The organism is Winogradskyella bathintestinalis (assembly GCF_030407435.1).
Taxonomy (GTDB): Bacteria; Bacteroidota; Bacteroidia; order Flavobacteriales; family Flavobacteriaceae; genus Winogradskyella; species Winogradskyella bathintestinalis.
On sequence record NZ_JASDDK010000002.1, the window covers coordinates 840908 to 857725 of the forward strand.

Annotated in this window: 22 protein-coding genes and 1 tRNA gene; 6 read left to right on the top strand and 17 right to left on the bottom strand. The window is 34.7% G+C overall.

Going from position 1 to position 16818, the window contains the following annotated elements:
- Positions 1-180 precede the first annotated feature (180 nt).
- Genes QMA06_RS08620 through QMA06_RS08635 form a run of 4 tightly spaced genes read left to right on the top strand, consistent with a single transcriptional unit; the run spans position 181 to position 6153 of the window.
- Positions 181-1392: a hypothetical protein gene (locus tag QMA06_RS08620; RefSeq protein WP_186844094.1), complete on the top strand. Its 1212-nt coding sequence runs from the start codon at positions 181-183 to the stop codon at positions 1390-1392.
- On the top strand, positions 1365-2048 hold the full coding sequence (locus QMA06_RS08625) for a condensin complex protein MksE (RefSeq protein WP_186844095.1): 684 nt from the start codon (positions 1365-1367) through the stop codon (positions 2046-2048). The genes QMA06_RS08620 and QMA06_RS08625 overlap by 28 nt, the downstream gene beginning before the upstream one ends.
- On the top strand, positions 2045-5212 hold the full coding sequence (locus tag QMA06_RS08630; protein ID WP_290206432.1) for a hypothetical protein: 3168 nt from the start codon (positions 2045-2047) through the stop codon (positions 5210-5212). Before QMA06_RS08625 ends, QMA06_RS08630 begins: the two co-directional genes overlap by 4 nt.
- Entirely contained in the window at positions 5212-6153 is a 942-nt protein-coding gene (locus QMA06_RS08635; protein ID WP_290206433.1) for a hypothetical protein, read from the top strand. Before QMA06_RS08630 ends, QMA06_RS08635 begins: the two co-directional genes overlap by 1 nt.
- On the opposite strand, the gene QMA06_RS08640 is transcribed toward QMA06_RS08635, so the two are convergent.
- The 5 genes from QMA06_RS08640 to QMA06_RS08660 all read right to left on the bottom strand — a co-directional run bounded on the left by QMA06_RS08640 (position 6150) and on the right by QMA06_RS08660 (position 8709).
- Complete coding sequence (locus QMA06_RS08640; RefSeq protein ID WP_290206434.1) at positions 6150-6863, bottom strand: hypothetical protein; 714 nt, start codon at positions 6861-6863, stop codon at positions 6150-6152. The genes QMA06_RS08635 and QMA06_RS08640 overlap by 4 nt on opposite strands.
- A gap of 40 nt (positions 6864-6903) precedes the next feature.
- Positions 6904-7434 carry a D-Ala-D-Ala carboxypeptidase family metallohydrolase gene (locus QMA06_RS08645; RefSeq protein WP_290206435.1) on the bottom strand — a complete coding sequence of 177 codons (531 nt, stop codon included), beginning with the start codon at positions 7432-7434 and terminating at the stop codon, positions 6904-6906.
- Positions 7435-7553: 119 nt separating this feature from the next.
- Positions 7554-7886 carry a hypothetical protein gene (locus QMA06_RS08650; protein ID WP_290206436.1) on the bottom strand — a complete coding sequence of 111 codons (333 nt, stop codon included), beginning with the start codon at positions 7884-7886 and terminating at the stop codon, positions 7554-7556.
- Between the two features lie 51 nt (positions 7887-7937).
- Entirely contained in the window at positions 7938-8225 is a 288-nt protein-coding gene (locus tag QMA06_RS08655) for a hypothetical protein (protein WP_290206437.1), read from the bottom strand.
- Positions 8226-8262: 37 nt separating this feature from the next.
- Positions 8263-8709 carry a hypothetical protein gene (locus QMA06_RS08660; RefSeq protein WP_290206438.1) on the bottom strand — a complete coding sequence of 149 codons (447 nt, stop codon included), beginning with the start codon at positions 8707-8709 and terminating at the stop codon, positions 8263-8265.
- Here QMA06_RS08660 and QMA06_RS08665 point away from each other — a divergent pair.
- A complete protein-coding gene (locus QMA06_RS08665; protein ID WP_290206439.1) occupies positions 8697-8903 on the top strand; it encodes a hypothetical protein in 207 nt (68 codons plus the stop codon). The two genes, QMA06_RS08660 and QMA06_RS08665, sit on opposite strands and share 13 nt — an antisense overlap.
- A 29-nt stretch (positions 8904-8932) precedes the next feature.
- Here the strand turns inward: QMA06_RS08665 and QMA06_RS08670 are convergent, their stop codons facing one another.
- The 11 genes from QMA06_RS08670 to QMA06_RS08720 form a co-directional block, all read right to left on the bottom strand.
- Positions 8933-9181, bottom strand: a complete 249-nt coding sequence (locus QMA06_RS08670) for a hypothetical protein (protein WP_290206440.1) — start codon at positions 9179-9181, stop codon at positions 8933-8935.
- Positions 9159-9662, bottom strand: a complete 504-nt coding sequence (locus tag QMA06_RS08675) for a hypothetical protein (RefSeq protein ID WP_290206441.1) — start codon at positions 9660-9662, stop codon at positions 9159-9161. The genes QMA06_RS08670 and QMA06_RS08675 overlap by 23 nt, the downstream gene beginning before the upstream one ends.
- Positions 9662-10165 (bottom strand): peptidoglycan-binding domain-containing protein, encoded by a 504-nt coding sequence (locus tag QMA06_RS08680; protein WP_290206442.1) that lies wholly within the window; start codon positions 10163-10165, stop codon positions 9662-9664. Before QMA06_RS08680 ends, QMA06_RS08675 begins: the two co-directional genes overlap by 1 nt.
- Positions 10166-10174: 9 nt before the next feature.
- Positions 10175-10696, bottom strand: coding sequence for a hypothetical protein (locus QMA06_RS08685; protein WP_290206443.1), 522 nt, complete (start codon positions 10694-10696; stop codon positions 10175-10177).
- A gap of 1 nt (position 10697) precedes the next feature.
- Positions 10698-11003 (bottom strand): hypothetical protein, encoded by a 306-nt coding sequence (locus tag QMA06_RS08690; protein WP_290206444.1) that lies wholly within the window; start codon positions 11001-11003, stop codon positions 10698-10700.
- A 179-nt stretch (positions 11004-11182) separates the two neighbouring features.
- Complete coding sequence (locus tag QMA06_RS08695; RefSeq protein WP_290206445.1) at positions 11183-11629, bottom strand: hypothetical protein; 447 nt, start codon at positions 11627-11629, stop codon at positions 11183-11185.
- On the bottom strand, positions 11629-11817 hold the full coding sequence (locus QMA06_RS08700; protein WP_290206446.1) for a hypothetical protein: 189 nt from the start codon (positions 11815-11817) through the stop codon (positions 11629-11631). The genes QMA06_RS08695 and QMA06_RS08700 overlap by 1 nt, the downstream gene beginning before the upstream one ends.
- The gene (locus QMA06_RS08705) at positions 11818-12312 is read right to left on the bottom strand and encodes an N-acetylmuramoyl-L-alanine amidase (RefSeq protein ID WP_290206447.1); all 495 of its coding nucleotides are present in this window, start codon (positions 12310-12312) and stop codon (positions 11818-11820) included.
- 10 nt (positions 12313-12322) lie between these two features.
- The gene (locus QMA06_RS08710) at positions 12323-12760 is read right to left on the bottom strand and encodes a TIGR02594 family protein (protein ID WP_290206448.1); all 438 of its coding nucleotides are present in this window, start codon (positions 12758-12760) and stop codon (positions 12323-12325) included.
- On the bottom strand, positions 12744-14264 hold the full coding sequence (locus QMA06_RS08715; RefSeq protein WP_290206449.1) for a YncE family protein: 1521 nt from the start codon (positions 14262-14264) through the stop codon (positions 12744-12746). Before QMA06_RS08715 ends, QMA06_RS08710 begins: the two co-directional genes overlap by 17 nt.
- Positions 14254-15033, bottom strand: a complete 780-nt coding sequence (locus tag QMA06_RS08720; protein ID WP_290206450.1) for a hypothetical protein — start codon at positions 15031-15033, stop codon at positions 14254-14256. Before QMA06_RS08720 ends, QMA06_RS08715 begins: the two co-directional genes overlap by 11 nt.
- Here QMA06_RS08720 and QMA06_RS08725 point away from each other — a divergent pair.
- Positions 15004-16530: a recombinase family protein gene (locus tag QMA06_RS08725; protein WP_290206451.1), complete on the top strand. Its 1527-nt coding sequence runs from the start codon at positions 15004-15006 to the stop codon at positions 16528-16530. The two genes, QMA06_RS08720 and QMA06_RS08725, sit on opposite strands and share 30 nt — an antisense overlap.
- Here the strand turns inward: QMA06_RS08725 and QMA06_RS08730 are convergent.
- Positions 16496-16569 (bottom strand) — tRNA-Arg (locus QMA06_RS08730). The two genes, QMA06_RS08725 and QMA06_RS08730, sit on opposite strands and share 35 nt — an antisense overlap.
- Between the last annotated feature and the right edge of the window lie 249 nt (positions 16570-16818).

Sequence of the window (16818 nt, forward strand, 5' to 3'; positions counted from 1 at the left end):
TAAAATTAACCAATTATAGATTTCGATTTAACAGACATACACTCATCATACTCCAGCTTAATACCTAAAAAAGTTGAGGGCATAACGATTTATCTTTTACACAAAAAAGTTATTGAAAAGCAAATCGATAAACATTTTAGTTATAAAGAAATAGAGAGATGTATAAAAGAAGCATCTGAGTTGGACTTAAAGGCTACACCTCATACGGATGCAATTGTAAATGGTTTACTAAAATACTATTTAGAACATCCCAGAGAGGAACGTTTTAAATACGCATTGACTGATTTTGCGCAAAAGTTTATAAAACTCATAGATAACAGGCTTTATAGTCCTTATGCTAAATTCCCCTTACGTGATACATTCAAAAAGCTTGCAGATTTCGAAGCTATTGAAATTATTACTATAGATGATTTTAATAGGTGGTACGAATTTAATTTTGAAGGAAACAGTGGCACCGTAATCCTTGACCATTTAGAATCACTTAAAGACTATGTAAACAGAGCTATCGAAGAGCTTAATGCATATATTAACCAAGATGAGGACTCAGCGCTTGAAACAGCTGAAAATGTTTCAGTTTTATTTGAAAAAATCACAGCTAAAAGTGATGAAATAAAAGACACGTTGCTCATAAGTAATAGGCTAGACGAGGAAATAGAAAAAGTAGTCACTTATTTTCTTGAGAGGAAAAATAGCCTACCTGATTTTAAAACGAACGAACAACGCGAAACGCATAAAGTTTTTAAGGAAGACTATAATACGTCTGTATCGATAAAAAAGAAGGTAGATGAATTTTTTGTCGAAGTAGAATATAAATTAGGTCAGCTTTTAGATAGGTCTGCATATGCAAGTACGCAGCTAATTACTGTTCAAGATAACTTTAAAAACAAATCTGTAATTAGAGTAAATTTAAAGCGATTTTTAAAATTCACATTGGAACAAGCAAGCTTTTCAAAAAAAGAAGGTGTCAAACTACCTGTGATATTCCCCATCAAGTCTATGGTAGCTGAGCGTTTTAAACACATTGGGCTTGAATATTACGAAGAATTTGGAATCCAAAAGAGCTATGTGATTAAGCCTCAGATCAATCAGAAACATCTGAACTCGCAGATGCTTAAACTTAATGAAGAATTAACTAGACAAGAAAATACTGCAAAATGGATTAGTCATTTTAAAGAGCGTTTGCTTCAGAATGAAGAAATCGATTTTAGTAAACATTTTTATGATATCGCTGCAAAAGAGAAAGACTCCCTTATTGCACTTAAGGTGGGATTTGAACTTATAGCATTTGCGAGGCAAGATAATGAGTACAAAATTGAAATTGATAGAGAATTACCAGAGTCCTCAAAATCAGAAAATATAGCATTATGGAAGATGAAAATAATAAAAAGATAAAACACAATTTTACTTTTTTAGAAAATTCTGATGTACAAGAGCACTTTGCAGACTTAAACATAGAATTACTCTCTGGAAGACACATACAGAAAGACCGTTTCTATCTATATAAATTACTTAAAGATTATTATAACGAGTTATCATTCTATTATGAAAAACTCTATGGTCTTGAGCTGATAATAGAAACCAGAGAGAATTCTAAATACTATTATGTTGACTATCCGGAAGATTCCAAAGGAGCACTTTCTCATACTTCTCGCCACAAAAAATTAACTCCAAAACAAACATTAGTAGGCATTATTTTACTCAATATGTATTACGAGAAATATTTTGAAAATAAAAAAGAAGTACGTTTCGTTGATATAAAAAAGGAGATTAAAGAAAGTGACAATAACATTTTGTACAAAAAACTTTTCTTCAATAAAGTGCAAGATGATTATACTGAGGGAGACTGGTCTATTAAAGTGATTAAGCCGTTTAAGAGTGTTTTAAGGGACTTTAATAAGTTAGGTTGGATTACTAACTTAGGCATTGAAGATGGTGAAGAAATTCATTTTGAATTGAGAGAGCCCATAATCAGATTCCAAAAACTATATGAAGATGAAATTACAAACTTCACTCAATTCAGTGAGAAATACCTTAGTCAGATCCAATGATAGAATATCCAAGAATTTTTTCCTTATCCACAGTCGGAGTTAGACAGCATTACAATCAGGACTATTTACTACATCGTGTAAGAACGGATTTTACCGGAAACAATGGTATCGGTAAATCATTAATCGCAGATTTATTTCAACTCATTTTTATAGGTCAAAAGAGCAAAATAAATTTTGGAACAGAAAGTTTCAAAAATAAAGACAGGCACATACACACTTTACCTTACAAAACTGACGATGCCTATGTATTTATCCACATAGAATTTAAGGAAGGAGAGTTTATAACTATAGGAACCAATATTGGTAATAAGCGCAGTAGGCCATTAAAATCCTTTTGGATTCTCAATCAGGCATACAATGAAAATGATAAAAAAGAACTCGAAGCACTTTCTCTAAATGCTGATCAGCTAGCTTATAGCAAAGATTTTTTGAAAGATGGTCATTTCCTACCTATACAGCAGCTTGCAAAACACTTAAGAAATAATAAAAAGGGCTACTTAAAATCCTTTACAGACTTAGATGATAAAAAAGATTACTATGAGTTTTTATATAAAAATGAATTAATTCCTATTAATCTTGCCATCAATGAAAACCTTGACGCTTTCGCGAAAGTGATACAATCCTTTTCAAAAGCTAATTCATTAGATACCGAAAGCGATAAAATCTTAAAAGATTTCTTATTTGAAAATAGCCTTGAAACACTACAGTCCAAATACAAGTCGAACAAAGAGAAACTAGAAAAACTTATAGATGAGTACAATGAGCTTGATGAAGATATAAAAACGATTGAGCTCAAACAAAAAGTATTGGGCAACCTAAAAGAGCTACAGCTACTAAAAGATACGGCGCAGATAAATTATCTCACTGCAACGTATCATTTGAACTATGAGAGCTATGAAAAAGTTGCTTCTGAATATGATTCAACAGAAAAAAAGATCAAGGACGAAACAAATAAAATCGATATACTCAAAAAGGCACTTCCAGAAGTAAAAAAAGAAATGAAATCAATGGAAGAAGAACATCAATCCTTTTCCAAAGCCCTTAAACCTTTCAATGAGTATAAGGATGTTTTAAAAGAAAGATCGCAACAATTAAAAAACCTTGACGCGCTTCAAAAAATAGAGCTGCCTACTATTGATCATTCCAATATTTATGACATAAATATCGATAACTATGGTAACGACTTAATTATTGAAAAAATCGAAAATTTAAACGGCGTAATAGATAAATATGAAAGTATAGAAAATTTAAGAAGTAAAACTCAATCACAAATTGAAAAAATAGACCTCTATAAGTCCGAAAAGAATAAGAGCTTGGATGAATTGCAAACACTACATCGAATTTTAGATGCTGGTGATGAAGGTTCATTAATAGCTCAAATCGTAAAAGAAGGGAATAATTTGACGAAAGCACAAGAAACCGTTCTATTTGGATTACTTAAAAAAGTGTCTTGGAAAGAACCTGATAACCCAATAAGGGACTCGCAATTTACAACTGACATCACTCTGATAGAAGAAGCAAATATTAGAGAAGATAAAGTCAATTCTGGTTACTGGTTTAAGGTCGGCAAACTACAGACTTTTGTCCCTTACTCTGAAGAAAATCAAATTTTTGCAGACACTTCTGAAATGAAGGATGCTAAAGCTAAAAAACAGATAGCATTAAATAATGAAATTGCATCGATTCAAGCCGAACTTATAGAGATTCAGAAATTTGAGCAGGGAGATTCCTATGATTCATCTTTGATTGAGGCTTTAAAGAATATTAATAAAGATTTGAAAGATTTTTCTCTTTATGAATCCTCGAAAGAAGGGATGAGTATATCAAAAAAACTTGCTTCAAAAATCACAAAAGATAAGGATAGTCTCACTGCCTCATTTAATGTGCTAGAAAATCTAAGATTACAAATACCGATTCTAATTACAGATGAAGATATTGATGTTCAATTATCTTCCTTTTCTAAACAAGTATCAAGTAAATATTCAGATTATCAAAGGCTAGAATCAAAGCATAAGACATCTAAAGGGACAATAAAACAAAAGGAGGAAAATTTAGAAACTTTAGGAAAACTTCTATCATCCTTAAAAAAAGATAGTAAAGAGACTAAAGTAAAATTTGAAAATTCTCTTGATTCTTTCAAAAAGCAGTTTAGTGAACTGAATATAGAAGAACTGAAGCCTAAAAATCTTACAGATTTCAATTTAAATAATTTACTTGAGGATTATAACGACCAAAGAGATAGCTATATTACTGCTTATGGAAAAGCGTCATCGCAGTTCGATACCACTAAAGATGATTTAGAAGTAAAAAATCAAATGAATGATAAAAATTATTCATTCAATGTCTTGGAGCTAATTCTATTAGGTCCTAAAATTAAATACACTGAAAATCTTGGCCCAGCATTAAAAAAAGCAAATAGCAATAGAACTAAAGTGATGGAAGCCATCATACAAGCAATGCTTCGTATTTTTAAGATGACCAAAATAAAATATAAAGACTTCGAGAAAACAGTAGAAGACTTGAATGACTTTTTTGATGAGCGACTGATAAGTGACAAATATCATTTTAAAATTGATTTTATCCCTAACGAAACGTTTAAAATAGATTGGATGAAAAATTTGCAATCATCAACCCAAGCAGCTTATTCTGAAGGAGAATTACAGTTCTCGGGATCTGTAGAGAGTTTTGTAGAAAATATTTTCGCGGAAGCTACATCTCATCGAGAGAAAATAAAATTTTCAGACTTATTAGACCCTAAGACTTATTTCGATTTAAGCACCAGATTATTAGATAAAGATGGCATTGATCAAACTGGAAGTACTGGACAAAGTTATACGGCGCTGGTATTATTAGGTATTGGTCGACTTTCAATTGTGCAAAAAGATGATAATAAAGGTGTTAAGTTTTTGATTCTTGAAGAAGTGTCAAATATGGACAAGGGCAACTTTAATACATTCCCTAATATTGCAAAAGAATTTGGCTACCAGATGCTCACGATGACACCAGAGCCATATGGCTCAAGTGAAAATGAAGGGTGGTACTTACATCATTTGATTGAGGGATATGAGGATTCTAATATTAATCATTCACCGCCTAGCAGTTACTTTAAAACAAACGAGAACAGAAAAGATCTTATAGACTATATAGAAACAGTTAATTCCTAATGAATTGGATAGCATTAAAATCCTTGAATGAATTATATCAAACAAGGCAAACAAAAATAAAAGAGACCTTGATAAAAGATTCCTTTTTCCAACATCTATTGGAGGAAACTAAGGAAATCAAGGAAGGTTACAGGTGCTATTACTCTGATGACGAAGATTTTTTTGAAATGTATGAGAAGGATCATTTGGAAAAATATAAACACTATTTAAATTTCTTAGAGACTAATGAACTTCTAAAACCCCAAACAAGATTTGAGGAATCAGATATCATTAAGCTTATTGATATGAAGAGACGTATGGATAATGGTCAGCTTATCCCTATCCGTGATCAAATAAAAAAGAATGAAGAAACCGTACGAAATGTATCTTCTATGTTTTTTAAAAATGAAAAGTATTTGCTCGGAAAGAAATCGCTCATAGATGCTATAAAACAAATACTTCAAATTGAAGAACTTGCAGATGATAAAGATCAGCAGTATATGTACAAGCTACTATGCGAAAAAGCTAATCTAATAATACTTTGTGAAAATTTAGACTTTTTAAAAAGGCCATCATTACCACAAAAATATGGGTATGAATTATGGTATGCTGGCGGTAAAAATATTGATAAATTAAAATTCACAGATAACAGAGGTTTACCAATTTATTACTCCGCAGACTGGGATTATGATGGCTTACTCATTTTTAATATGATAAAAAAAATTATCCCTAATATTAAGTTGTTATATCCAACCGCAAGTCCAAAAAGCATCGTAAAGTCTGAACATAAAAGCTTATGGGCAGATATGGATAATCCTGAAAATTATTCTAATCTTGACATAAAAGACTTAGATACAAAGCACAAAACTATTTTAAAGAAATTAATAGAAAATAACCAGTGGATTACCGAAGAGGATAATAATCTGAAAGAAATGGTATCATTAGTCTTTAATTCCAATTAAACAATCTCAATAGTATCTTCAGATCTATCATCAAAAAAATAAATACGATCAAAACCGTTTTTATCAATTGATGACTTATCGAGTAAATCGAATCTGTATCCTGATGATCGATGTCCTAAGCCAGCAATAATAACAAGCCATTTTTCATCAATATTATTTGGGTATTGGGTAATTAGACTGGCTTTTTGATTTATTACACGTTGTACATCTTTGTAATCTATTGGCTTTACCAGATATGCACCTACAGATTGCCAGTTACTCCAAGTAGTATCTGAGCTCACATTGATACTATCTACAAATTCATTTTCCAACTTGCAATGTTTAGTACAAACTCTAAAATCTCTTCCCTTATTTGCTAAATAAATAGTTTCTACAAGATTGAAAAACAAGTCAATATAATGGTTTTTAAAATGTCGCTTGTCCATCACGGCATCAGAGTACCTGAACATACATTGCAAATCCACATCGTACTTATCCTCAAATTTAAGTCGTGCTGCATCGATAATACTTTGCCGGTAGACTTCAATCATTTTACTTTGATTGTTAATGAATCTCGTATGTTCTATAGATATGATTTTATCAGTTGTCTCCGCAGTAAAATCTGGTGTTTCAGACGCTTCTAATGTCTGAAATATGATACCGTGCTTCACGTTTGATATAAAGCGTTCAATCTGTAGTTGCTCAATTTCCTTTGTCTTAATTCTTGTCACAATACTTTTTTAAGACAAAGTAAAGTAATTAATTTAAAACCTAAACAAAAGGATTAACCTCCGCAGGCGTCCCACTTGGATAGCCCCAAGCAACATACTGCGACTTCATATCATCAGTATCAAGATGGACAAAGGTTCTACCTACTCCAATGCGCTTAAAACCGACATCACGAGCTACAGAGACTAAGTGATTGCGGATAAACGTAGATTGAGCTTTGATATCTACAGCTTTACAAGTTGGTATTTTATGAGACGAACTGGAAACACCGCCTACTTTCTTGTTGTGTGATGGGCTACGAGCTCCAGAGTTGATCCATTCAAAAATGGGATATCCTGTTCTAGCTTCCAGTTGCTGAAGCATAAAGATTAGTTGCCTATCCATACAATTACCAGAGCCAGGAAGATCTGGACTATCAAAAACCGATAAATCGATCGGTCGTTGATGGATTTGCACCACTCGATTTTTAACCAACTTCGTTTTTGATTTTCTGTAAATAACAAAAGCACCTATCATCAAAATTGACAAGGTGCCTAATCCAACATAGATATGTTGATTGTTACTTTTTACCACAGCCACAACCTTTTGCTGTTTCTTTACTTTTCTTGTATCTCAAGAATAAATCCGAACTTATTTTTACAGCGCTTAGCAGTATAAACGCCCCAAAAATATAGTTCAAGGTGTTGTTTCCTTTATCCACGTTCATTGTTTTTCTGTTTGTTATATAATTGAATTTCGGCCTCTAATTGCTCAATGTATCTTTCAAGATCTGTTATTCGATCTCTTTGCTTGGTAATCGTTTTATTCATCAATGTATTCTTGCTTTCCAGTTGTTTCAACCGCTTTTCCATATTCTCAGACCATAGCTTATAGTTTTCTACCACAAGACTATTTGCCTGAACATTGAGATTGCGTATTTCAGCACTTTTAAGACGCTTTTGCATCCCATATTGCAATAGCATCTCAATGAGTTTCCAGAACCCAGTAGCGCCCAGTACAATTGCAAGTATTTTAATTAAATCCATTTTTTATTTTACGATTTACTTCGACACCGCTCAGCACAGGTCGTAAAAGCGCTATTTTGCTATTATTATTCCAGTTAGTATGAGTAAGCCACCGCCAAAAAACCAGCGCTCCAGCTTACCTCTTTTTATTTGCTTGTTTTGTTTTTTTATAGTCAAGTTCAGTTCTTGAATATGTGATGCATCATTGTCCTTAATAATTACAAGGTTTTCAACCTTTTGCTCAAGCTTAAAAATGATGGTATCCTTTTTTTGAGTTAAATACTGCCATCTATAGTTGCGTAGTTGTAGCGTATCAATAATACTATCTTGATAAAGACTGAACTCTAATCGCTTTGCCAAATACTTAGATTGGGATAAGTCAAAACAGAAGTATTTCTTATTGTTTAAGTCTTGTACTATCGGCTGTAAATCCTGAGAAATACTCATACAAGTCCAGAGCAGACATCCTATCAATAGTATTAATTTTTTCATCCAATGCATTTTGTAAATTTTGAATCGTTTTATGGCTTAAAACTATCTTACCAGTTAAGCTATCAGTTTGCTTTTTAAGCTTTTTTATTTCTTCATCAAGGCTTACGTTTTTAACCGTAAGCAGTTCGTTTTCTTTTTCAAGTTTTTGAATGGTTTCATTGTTCAAAGCTTCCTCTTGCGGAATGATGTAAAAGATGAGCAAGACAATAATTCCTGCAATCCAAAGCACTAATAAAAAAGGTTTCCAAAACTTCATTACTCCTTTGGTTTGGTTTGAAATAGTTTGTTTAAAAATTTCTCCAATAATAGTTTGTGAAACACCAGCGCAAAAGCAAACGATTGCAACAAACATTCAATCATTTTAATCTGATAACCTCTTATGAAATACAAAGCGACTCCGTAAATAATGCCAATGATAAGAACACGATAGCGTGTTGCTATTTTAAGCTTAAAAACTTCATAGAAGAAGTTGGTCGAGCGGTAATGGTTGAGACCATAGGCAATGACGATGAATGTGAAAATGTAAGCCCAATCCAGGCTGTTTAAATAATTGGAGATGTGTGATAAAATTTCTATCATTTGAATTGTGTTTTTAGGGTTTCTTTTATGCTTTTAATATCTGCTTGCAACGCAGCTATTTGATGATTTGGAAATAGATTCTTAGTCAAATGAGCCACTACAACTATAGTTGCTCCCGAAGCCAACAAAGCGAGAACAATCTTGGTTAATGTTTGATTGGTCAGTGTTACTGTAACTTCCGTCTTGATGCCATCTTTATCTACCAGACCATCTATTAACTCTTTAATGCTTCGCTTTTCCGCCATCTTTTTGTTGCTTTTTTATGTTGCCCATATTGCGTTCGTTAAACAGCTGTTCTGAAACCTCTTTTACTTTATAGAACCTCAAAACACGTTCTTCAGTAATAGCATCAAATTCATCTGTGATTAAGCCTTTTGCAGCACCGTGATTTTTTAAGAGATAGACTCGTAATTGATGAACACGTTCTCCTTTGCTTCCTAATTTTAATGGGAAATCATCATTGGGTTCTGGCAGTACTTCGGGCTTGATTGAGATTGCTTTCTTTTCTTTTTCTAAAGGAACTACAGGCTTCATTTCAACCACAGAAACTTCTTTTTTCTGCGGAATAGGTTTCTCAACTTTTACAGGTTGAGATTCCTCGACGATTGTAAATTCGGCACCCTCAACCGTTTCTTCTTTATCTCTAAAGAGGACGTAACCCAACAATCCTAATCCCAAAAGCCCACCAGCGATAAGCAATCCTTTTTGCATTGTTTGTTCGCTCATTATTTCCCGAGACTTGACAGCGCTTTTCGCATTCCTGCGATGTCGGCTTGAGTGAATACTGTTTTCTTTAATCGCTTTTGTGCCGCTCTTGAAGTTTTAGGACCAAATTGCCCATCTACACCATCACGTTTTGGTCCTGTCTTACCTAAATCTTCTTTATAGATTTTAAGATAGCGTTGCAATATTTTCACGTCAGGATGACGGCTTCCATATTTAATAGGATATCCTGTTTTGGTAATAATTGGTTTAGTTCCAGAACTCGATGATGTTGAGGAACTCGGAATAAAAGGAGGCGTTTGGTAGCTTGATGAACTACTTGGAACTGTTGTAATTCCTGATGAAGAAGCAGTTGCTAATTCAGCTTCTTTTTTCTCCTTTTTCTTGGTCATATAATAATACGCTGTAGCCGCTCCAGCGAGTACCACGATAACACCACCTACCACTAAAAGGTCTTTGTTTTTAGCCATAAATGATGGATTCGTTGTTGTTGATTTCTGTTTCATTGGTTCGATTTATGATTGATAATTAGGAAGGCGTTGCACATAATTTGAAACGTATTCTTTCATTTCGCTTTGGCTTAAAAAGCTATTCAAGTGTTGCCACATATCTTTTTTATAGAGCTGATAATAGGCTTTAGAAAGACTGGCGATTTGCGTTTTATCACGCAACTTTTTACCGAAAACATCTTTGATAGCCTCTTCATCGTCATTAAAAGTGCCTTTCGCATCCTTAATGATTTTAGCCAGTTTCTTAGCCGAAGCATCATCCAGTACTTGAATGCTTTTGGGCGCTACCCATTTCTGGACATCTGTGAGGTAGTTCATATCAAATGGACTGTTCCAGTTCGGTTCTTGTTTGGTAGTTCCTACATTTCCAGTAGTGACTTGCACACCAGTTCCAATAGATGCGGTTGTTGTGGATTGCAGTGCTTGTTGCTTTGTACGCTTTCGCGAAAGCGTAACAAAAACAGCTATCCCGATAACGCCAAGTCCTGCGCCACCTATCATCCACCATCCTGTTTTTGAGATTTCCATATTAAGCTGTTCTGTAATTAGGTAGCGCCTTCACAATGTTGAGCACTATGGTTATTTCTTCCTTGTCAAAGCGGTCTTTGAGCGTATCAATAAGGTTTTTAGAATAGGTTTCTTGGTAGGCTTTTGCCACTTGAGAGACCTGAACTTTATCCTTCATCTTTCGGAACACTCCGTAGACTTGTTCTTCATCATCGCCACCTTGATACCAGCTTCCCCAAGCTTTGTGAATCTGGTCTGCATAGCGAGAAGCCGTACTTGTTTTTAGCACCAAAACTTCGCGATTTACGGTCTGTAACACCTTATTCAAAAAATGAATATCAAAAGCGTTTTGCGAGGTCAGTCCGCTTGAAATTGGTTGAATTTGTGCTTGAATAGCAGTCAGTAATTTGCTGGTACGTAAGTCACGACTGCGCTTTCTCATTGAGAAAAACGTGGTTCCTATAAATAGTGTTCCCACACTGGCGCCTATAATTTTATACGTCATACTCATTTGCCCAACAGTTTTAAGCCACGACCTGCAGGTGTGAGCATTGCTAAATCTGATACATCTGCATTCTTTGCTGAATTTTTAAGAAGTACGATAACTCCAACTAACACAACCGCAAGTATCACAGGAACACCAATCGATAATACCTTTGTCAAACTTTTCCCCAAGCCAAAAATATTACCACCGATTTCAGATAAATCGGCAATGGTTCTGGTTGCCATATTGGAAACATCAAGGTTGTTTTGATGGAGCCATTTGTTGAAGTTGGGACTCGTAGTGCAGGTTACTGCACCATTAGATTTCCAAGTAATGAGCCATATCATTTTTGCATTTTCTTGACCTAATTCGCTTTTTAGTTTGGCGAAATAGCTTGTCCAGAAGTCACACGGGTCGTCTGCTTCTGGAACTAAAAAAATGCGGTTATCTATGTTTACTTGTATCGCCATTAATTACTCCTGAAAATGGTATTACTGTGTTTTTTGCTATCGGTTTTACTGAAATCGTTCTTTTCTAAAAATTGCTGAAGGCGAGCTTTGAGTTGCGCTTCTTTTCTTAAAGCGGTACGCTTATCATAATTGATATACAGCTGTCTGCCCAACCAAAAACCAACGCCTAATGTCAAAATCGTTTTCATTTACTTTCTCTTGTAAATATTATGCTCGGGAATGTCTAATTCTCTGAGCCATTCTGCTACTTCAAATCCTGGGCTATCTTCATCTGCTTTGGCAGGAATCTCTTTAAAACCTGCGATAATGATGTCTGGAAAGCGCAGTATATAGAACTTTACAATCGCTTCGAGTGACTGTTTTTGTTCATCGGTACGCGTGTCTTTGTCCCAAGCTTCCTTGAGTGTTCTGCCACCTACGTAAGCAATGTGTTTGGCAATTCCCGTGATACCGTTTTGTCCGTGAGAGATGCCCCATAAATCTGTAGTTGTTGGGCTGTCTTCGCTAATGATGGTTTGTAACACACCATCTTGAAGCACGAGATAATCAATGCCTGGACGATTCCATCCAAAACCGCCTTTATCTTTTGGTAGCGTGTGCTGATTGATAATGATTTCCTTGCCAAAGTCTTTCGCTTCGCTGGTGTCTGTACTTTGTATGATGAGATAATCTACTTTTTGCATCTTTCGTGATTTAAGAGTTTATAGCTGATAAGCGTCTAAAGCCCAATAAGCGATAGACAGGATATTTCTTGATGTTGACTTGATTATTCTGATTGCCACCCAAGACATAGATGTGTTTTTTGTCTTCGGAATAGCTAATAAAAAGACCTAGGTGACCTTTCCAACTCGATTTCTTATGACGCCAGAAGATGACCACATCATTAAGTTGTGGTTGGTTGATTTCCGCACCAACTTGCAACCAAGAACGAGCGGTTAGTTTATTACTTCGTTCTACTTTCGCCTTGAGCGCTACCCAATTTATAAAGGCAGAGCACCAAGCGGTTTCATCGGTTGTGACCCAAGTGTGTCCTATTTCTTTGAAGTAGTTGAGAACAATAGGATTGTGCTCTTTGCCCACAATTTCGGTTACACCGTATTGGCTTAAGGCTATATTAATAAGTTGGCTCATTAGGTGGCTCGTCTTTAGGGTTATCGAGCCACGATACTGGAATGCCTTTACTCATTTGGACACCAGTAGATATTCTTGATTTTTCGGGAAGTAGATTATACATCTCGATTTGATTGTAATAAATTAGAAAAGTCACTTGCTGCAGAGGATTGATCTTAAAACACCAGGTCACGTGTCCATCTATTAAGTTGCCATCAAAGTCAAATACTTCTGACACGTTAGCAAAGTTTTGCGGACTCTGGCTATTGCTTAAAGAGATGGTTTTACAGAATTCAGTACCAGTGACGGATTTCTCTATAATCTGAAGTGCATTGATGCGGTCTTCTCCAGAAGCAACTAACTTTACGTGGCGAACCATTGCAGGATTGTATTGAAAATCTTGACGATCTTCATAATATTCCTCGTTTACCGTAACGGTAGGACTTTGAAAAGTTCCTTTGATTTGAATTTGACTTTTAGCGGAGCTTAAATAGATTATTGAAGGTCCATCAAAACTGAAGTTGTCAAAGTCAACAATTTCTTCGCTACCAATTATGGTAAAATTTAAACTAAGGGTTTTCAAAGTTGAATCAGATTGACTTAAAACTCTTATAAGTTTACTGTCACTCTCAAATATCAGTTGACTAGGTTTAGAAATTCCAAGATATTTAAAATCGATATCCAGAGAGTTGGCATTAATGACATAGATTTCATCGCTTGTGAAACTTGCGGCATAGAAGGAATTATTATCCATATCAAAATCAATAGATAAACGCTCGGTTTCAATACCGTTTATTTTATTTTTTAATTCTCCAGATTCACTTATCAAATGAATCTCCTTTAAGCCGAAATCATTTACTAAAACATCTCCATTAGAATTGTTAAAACCTAAATTTAGTGGAATTGCAAAACCATCTAATTGATACGATTGATAACTTTGATCAATCATTGTTAGATACGTTGATTTAGAATTAGCTACATAAAAGCGATTGTTATAGGTATTGAAAATCACATCAACCGGTTCTACGCCAGTATTGACTATTTCTTTCACTTGACCTGAATGATCTAGAATCAATATTTGGTCAGCTCGTCTACAAGCAATTGCGATATCTCCATAATTTGGATGAGAAGGATTTGAGTTATAAGCTATTTTTATAGGACCTTTAATATCCACATTAGAATTCGTATTTAAATCAATTACATTATCGATAACTCCTTCCGCTGTTAGTACGGTCATCGCATCAGCACCTTCATTGATAATGCAGTATTTATCACTAGCTTCATTAAAAATAACATCAATAGGATTTTGTTCAGTCTCGAGTGTTTTATCAAAGGTATTTTTAAAACTCTTATCAGCCGTAATTTCCTTATCAGATTGTGCTCCCCAAAGGCACACTTCTCTAATATCCCTAGTATGATTGGTAACCGTTACTTGAATAACCTCATTATCTTTCTGAAGCTGCGCATAAAAACGTTTTAAACTTGCTTGCTTGTCTAACCAAGTATATGGTGCTCTAATACTCATTGGCTCTGTAATTTTCTATAAAATTGATAACATCTTTGGTACGCTCAATTTGAGATGCACCAACAATTTCTGGATTTTTCCCAAACACTTTTGTTACTGCATACACCGCTTCAATGGTTGGGAAACCATAATCGAGGTATTGTTTCATTCCGCATAAATCTGCGGTAGTTTGACTGCGTGTATTTAAGAACCAATGACAGCCTTCGTGCGCTAAAATCGCCACACGAATAGGAATGGTGTACGATTTAAACAAACGTTGTGAGATTTGAACTCTCGGCATTTTGCGATGTGTTCTCGCTGGTGTGATAAGCTCTGCGCCAAAAGGATCTGTTATTTTATCTAAATATTGAAATAGAAATTCGTTGTCTTTACTTTCATAAAAACCAGGAGGTACGTAACCTGCTTTTTGCGCAAACTGAATCGCAAATTCTAAAAAGCGATGTTGGTCGTCAGTTGCCCAGACAGCCAGTGCTGGCATCTTTTCAATTTTCACATTGACGATCTCAAATGCATCGTCATCTGCGTGGTTTTTATCAAAGACTTCCATTTCCAGTACTTCTGGAGAGACTGGCAGTGCGATCACAAATTCTCGTTTTGAGTTCGCTTTCGCGAAAGCGGCTTTTCTCCTAAAGTAATAACTGTTAGGATGCTCAGGATCATACACACGAATTCCCAACTCAAAAGGCATCAATGCCCTAATGGTCAGTTTTATCTGAAAGCGTTCTCTATTTGATGGAATGTGTACACAAGAGTATCTACCAAAGAACAAGCAGAGAACAACGCCAGTTTAGAAACTCAATTAAAGTACTGTAAGGAGCTTGCAAATAAAAAAGGACTTGAGGTAAGTGAATATTTCGGAGGAACCTATGAGTCAGCTAAAAGTGATGAGCGTAAGGAATTTCAAAAGATGCTTAATTATGTAAAGCGAAGAAGTAACGTAGGCTATATCATTGTCTATTCTTACGATAGATTTTCAAGAACTGGAGCAAATGGTGCTTACATAAGTGATCAGTTAAAAAGACAAGGTATTGTCACAATATCAGCTACCCAAGAGGTCGATACTTCTACAAGTGCAGGATCATTCCAACAAAATCTTTATTATATGTTTTCTCAGTTTGATAATGAATTGAGAAGAGATAAATCTGTGTCTGGAATGCAAGAGAAACTTCGCAAAGGACATTGGACAGGCGCATATCCGTTTGGCTACACAAATGCCAATCCAGGAAAAGGAAAAACTCCCAAATTTGTTATTACTAAAGAAGGAAGGCTATTGAAGCAGGCTTTCTTGTGGAAAGCAAACAGCAATATGTCTCACGTTGAAATCGCAAATAAATTACAGGAGAAAGGGCTTAAAATAAATGATAAGAGATTGAGCGTTTTATTTAGAAATCCATTCTATTGTGGACTTATAGTTAATAGCCTCATACCAGGAGAAGTTATTGAAGGCAATCATCAGCCTATGATTACTAAAGAGTTATTTCTTAAAATTCATAACCTATTGAATACAGGAACTGAGACCAGAAAATACTGCGTAGATGATGAAAACCTGCCTCTAAAAACTTTCCTGAAGTCCACAACTTGTGGAACTCCTTACACAGGGTTTATCGTAAAGAAAAAAGGGCTCTACTATTATAAGAATCGTCGTAAGGGAAGTAAGGAGAATAGAAGTGCTAAGAAACTACATCAAGAGTTTTTAGAGCTTTTAGAGACCTACAAGCTAAAGGATAAGAAGTTTGTAGCACCATTAAAGGAAATGGTTTACGACACTTTTGTAAGTATGAATGAAGAAGCCATTAAAGAGACCAAAGAACTATCAAGTGGTATAGTCGCTATTGAAATGAAGTTAGATCGTTTAGAAGAACGTTATGTTTTTGAAGAAATAAATAAGTCTCAATATGATAGATTCAGAACTAAGTTGGTAGCAGAAGTTAATCAAAAAAAGAAAAATTTATCAAAACATAGCTTCGATAGTTCAAACCTTAAGAAGTCGATAAATATTGCATTGAAGTATGCACTCAATCTACCGCTATTATGGAGTTCAGGAGATATTGAAGTAAAAAGAAAACTTCAATATATGGTCTTTCCAGACGGTTTAGGGTATGACTTCAAAAACAAGAGAGTTCAAACTTTTAGAGTGAACTCTATTTTTGCTCAAATCGCCTGTTTATCAGATAAGTTAGGAGAAAATAAAAACGGGAACTTTCAAAATAATATTGAAAATTCCCGTTTAGTGACCTCGACAGGATTCAAACCTGTAACCTCTTGAGCCGTAATCAAGTGCGCTATTCAGTTGCGCCACGAGGCCTTTTTAAGTGGGTGCAAATATAATACTTTTATTAAAAGACCACCAAACTATTTATTTCAAATTTTTAAAATGTTATTTTTGATGCATGATTTCTAAATACAGAAAACCAATTACCGAAGACCTTATATTTTTAAAAACACCAATAAATGTAAAGGTTTTGACATCTTATACTGTGCGAAATACAATATACCTATTAGGTTGGATAATTTTAATAATTAATTCTGAGCTCAGATCTATTTCAACTAGTGT

Excerpts from the sequence above, each read along its gene's own strand:
- QMA06_RS08625 (WP_186844095.1), top strand. The coding sequence starts at position 1,365 with ATGGAAGATGAAAATAATAAAAAGATAAAACACAATTTTACTTTTTTA.
- QMA06_RS08630 (WP_290206432.1), top strand. The coding sequence starts at position 2,045 with ATGATAGAATATCCAAGAATTTTTTCCTTATCCACAGTCGGAGTTAGA.
- QMA06_RS08635 (WP_290206433.1), top strand. The coding sequence starts at position 5,212 with ATGAATTGGATAGCATTAAAATCCTTGAATGAATTATATCAAACAAGG.
- QMA06_RS08650 (WP_290206436.1), bottom strand. The coding sequence starts at position 7,886 with ATGGATTTAATTAAAATACTTGCAATTGTACTGGGCGCTACTGGGTTC.
- QMA06_RS08660 (WP_290206438.1), bottom strand. The coding sequence starts at position 8,709 with ATGTTTGTTGCAATCGTTTGCTTTTGCGCTGGTGTTTCACAAACTATT.
- QMA06_RS08670 (WP_290206440.1), bottom strand. The coding sequence starts at position 9,181 with ATGGCGGAAAAGCGAAGCATTAAAGAGTTAATAGATGGTCTGGTAGAT.
- QMA06_RS08675 (WP_290206441.1), bottom strand. The coding sequence starts at position 9,662 with ATGAGCGAACAAACAATGCAAAAAGGATTGCTTATCGCTGGTGGGCTT.
- QMA06_RS08680 (WP_290206442.1), bottom strand. The coding sequence starts at position 10,165 with ATGAAACAGAAATCAACAACAACGAATCCATCATTTATGGCTAAAAAC.
- QMA06_RS08685 (WP_290206443.1), bottom strand. The coding sequence starts at position 10,696 with ATGGAAATCTCAAAAACAGGATGGTGGATGATAGGTGGCGCAGGACTT.
- QMA06_RS08695 (WP_290206445.1), bottom strand. The coding sequence starts at position 11,629 with ATGGCGATACAAGTAAACATAGATAACCGCATTTTTTTAGTTCCAGAA.
- QMA06_RS08700 (WP_290206446.1), bottom strand. The coding sequence starts at position 11,817 with ATGAAAACGATTTTGACATTAGGCGTTGGTTTTTGGTTGGGCAGACAG.
- QMA06_RS08705 (WP_290206447.1), bottom strand. The coding sequence starts at position 12,312 with ATGCAAAAAGTAGATTATCTCATCATACAAAGTACAGACACCAGCGAA.
- QMA06_RS08710 (WP_290206448.1), bottom strand. The coding sequence starts at position 12,760 with ATGAGCCAACTTATTAATATAGCCTTAAGCCAATACGGTGTAACCGAA.
- QMA06_RS08715 (WP_290206449.1), bottom strand. The coding sequence starts at position 14,264 with ATGAGTATTAGAGCACCATATACTTGGTTAGACAAGCAAGCAAGTTTA.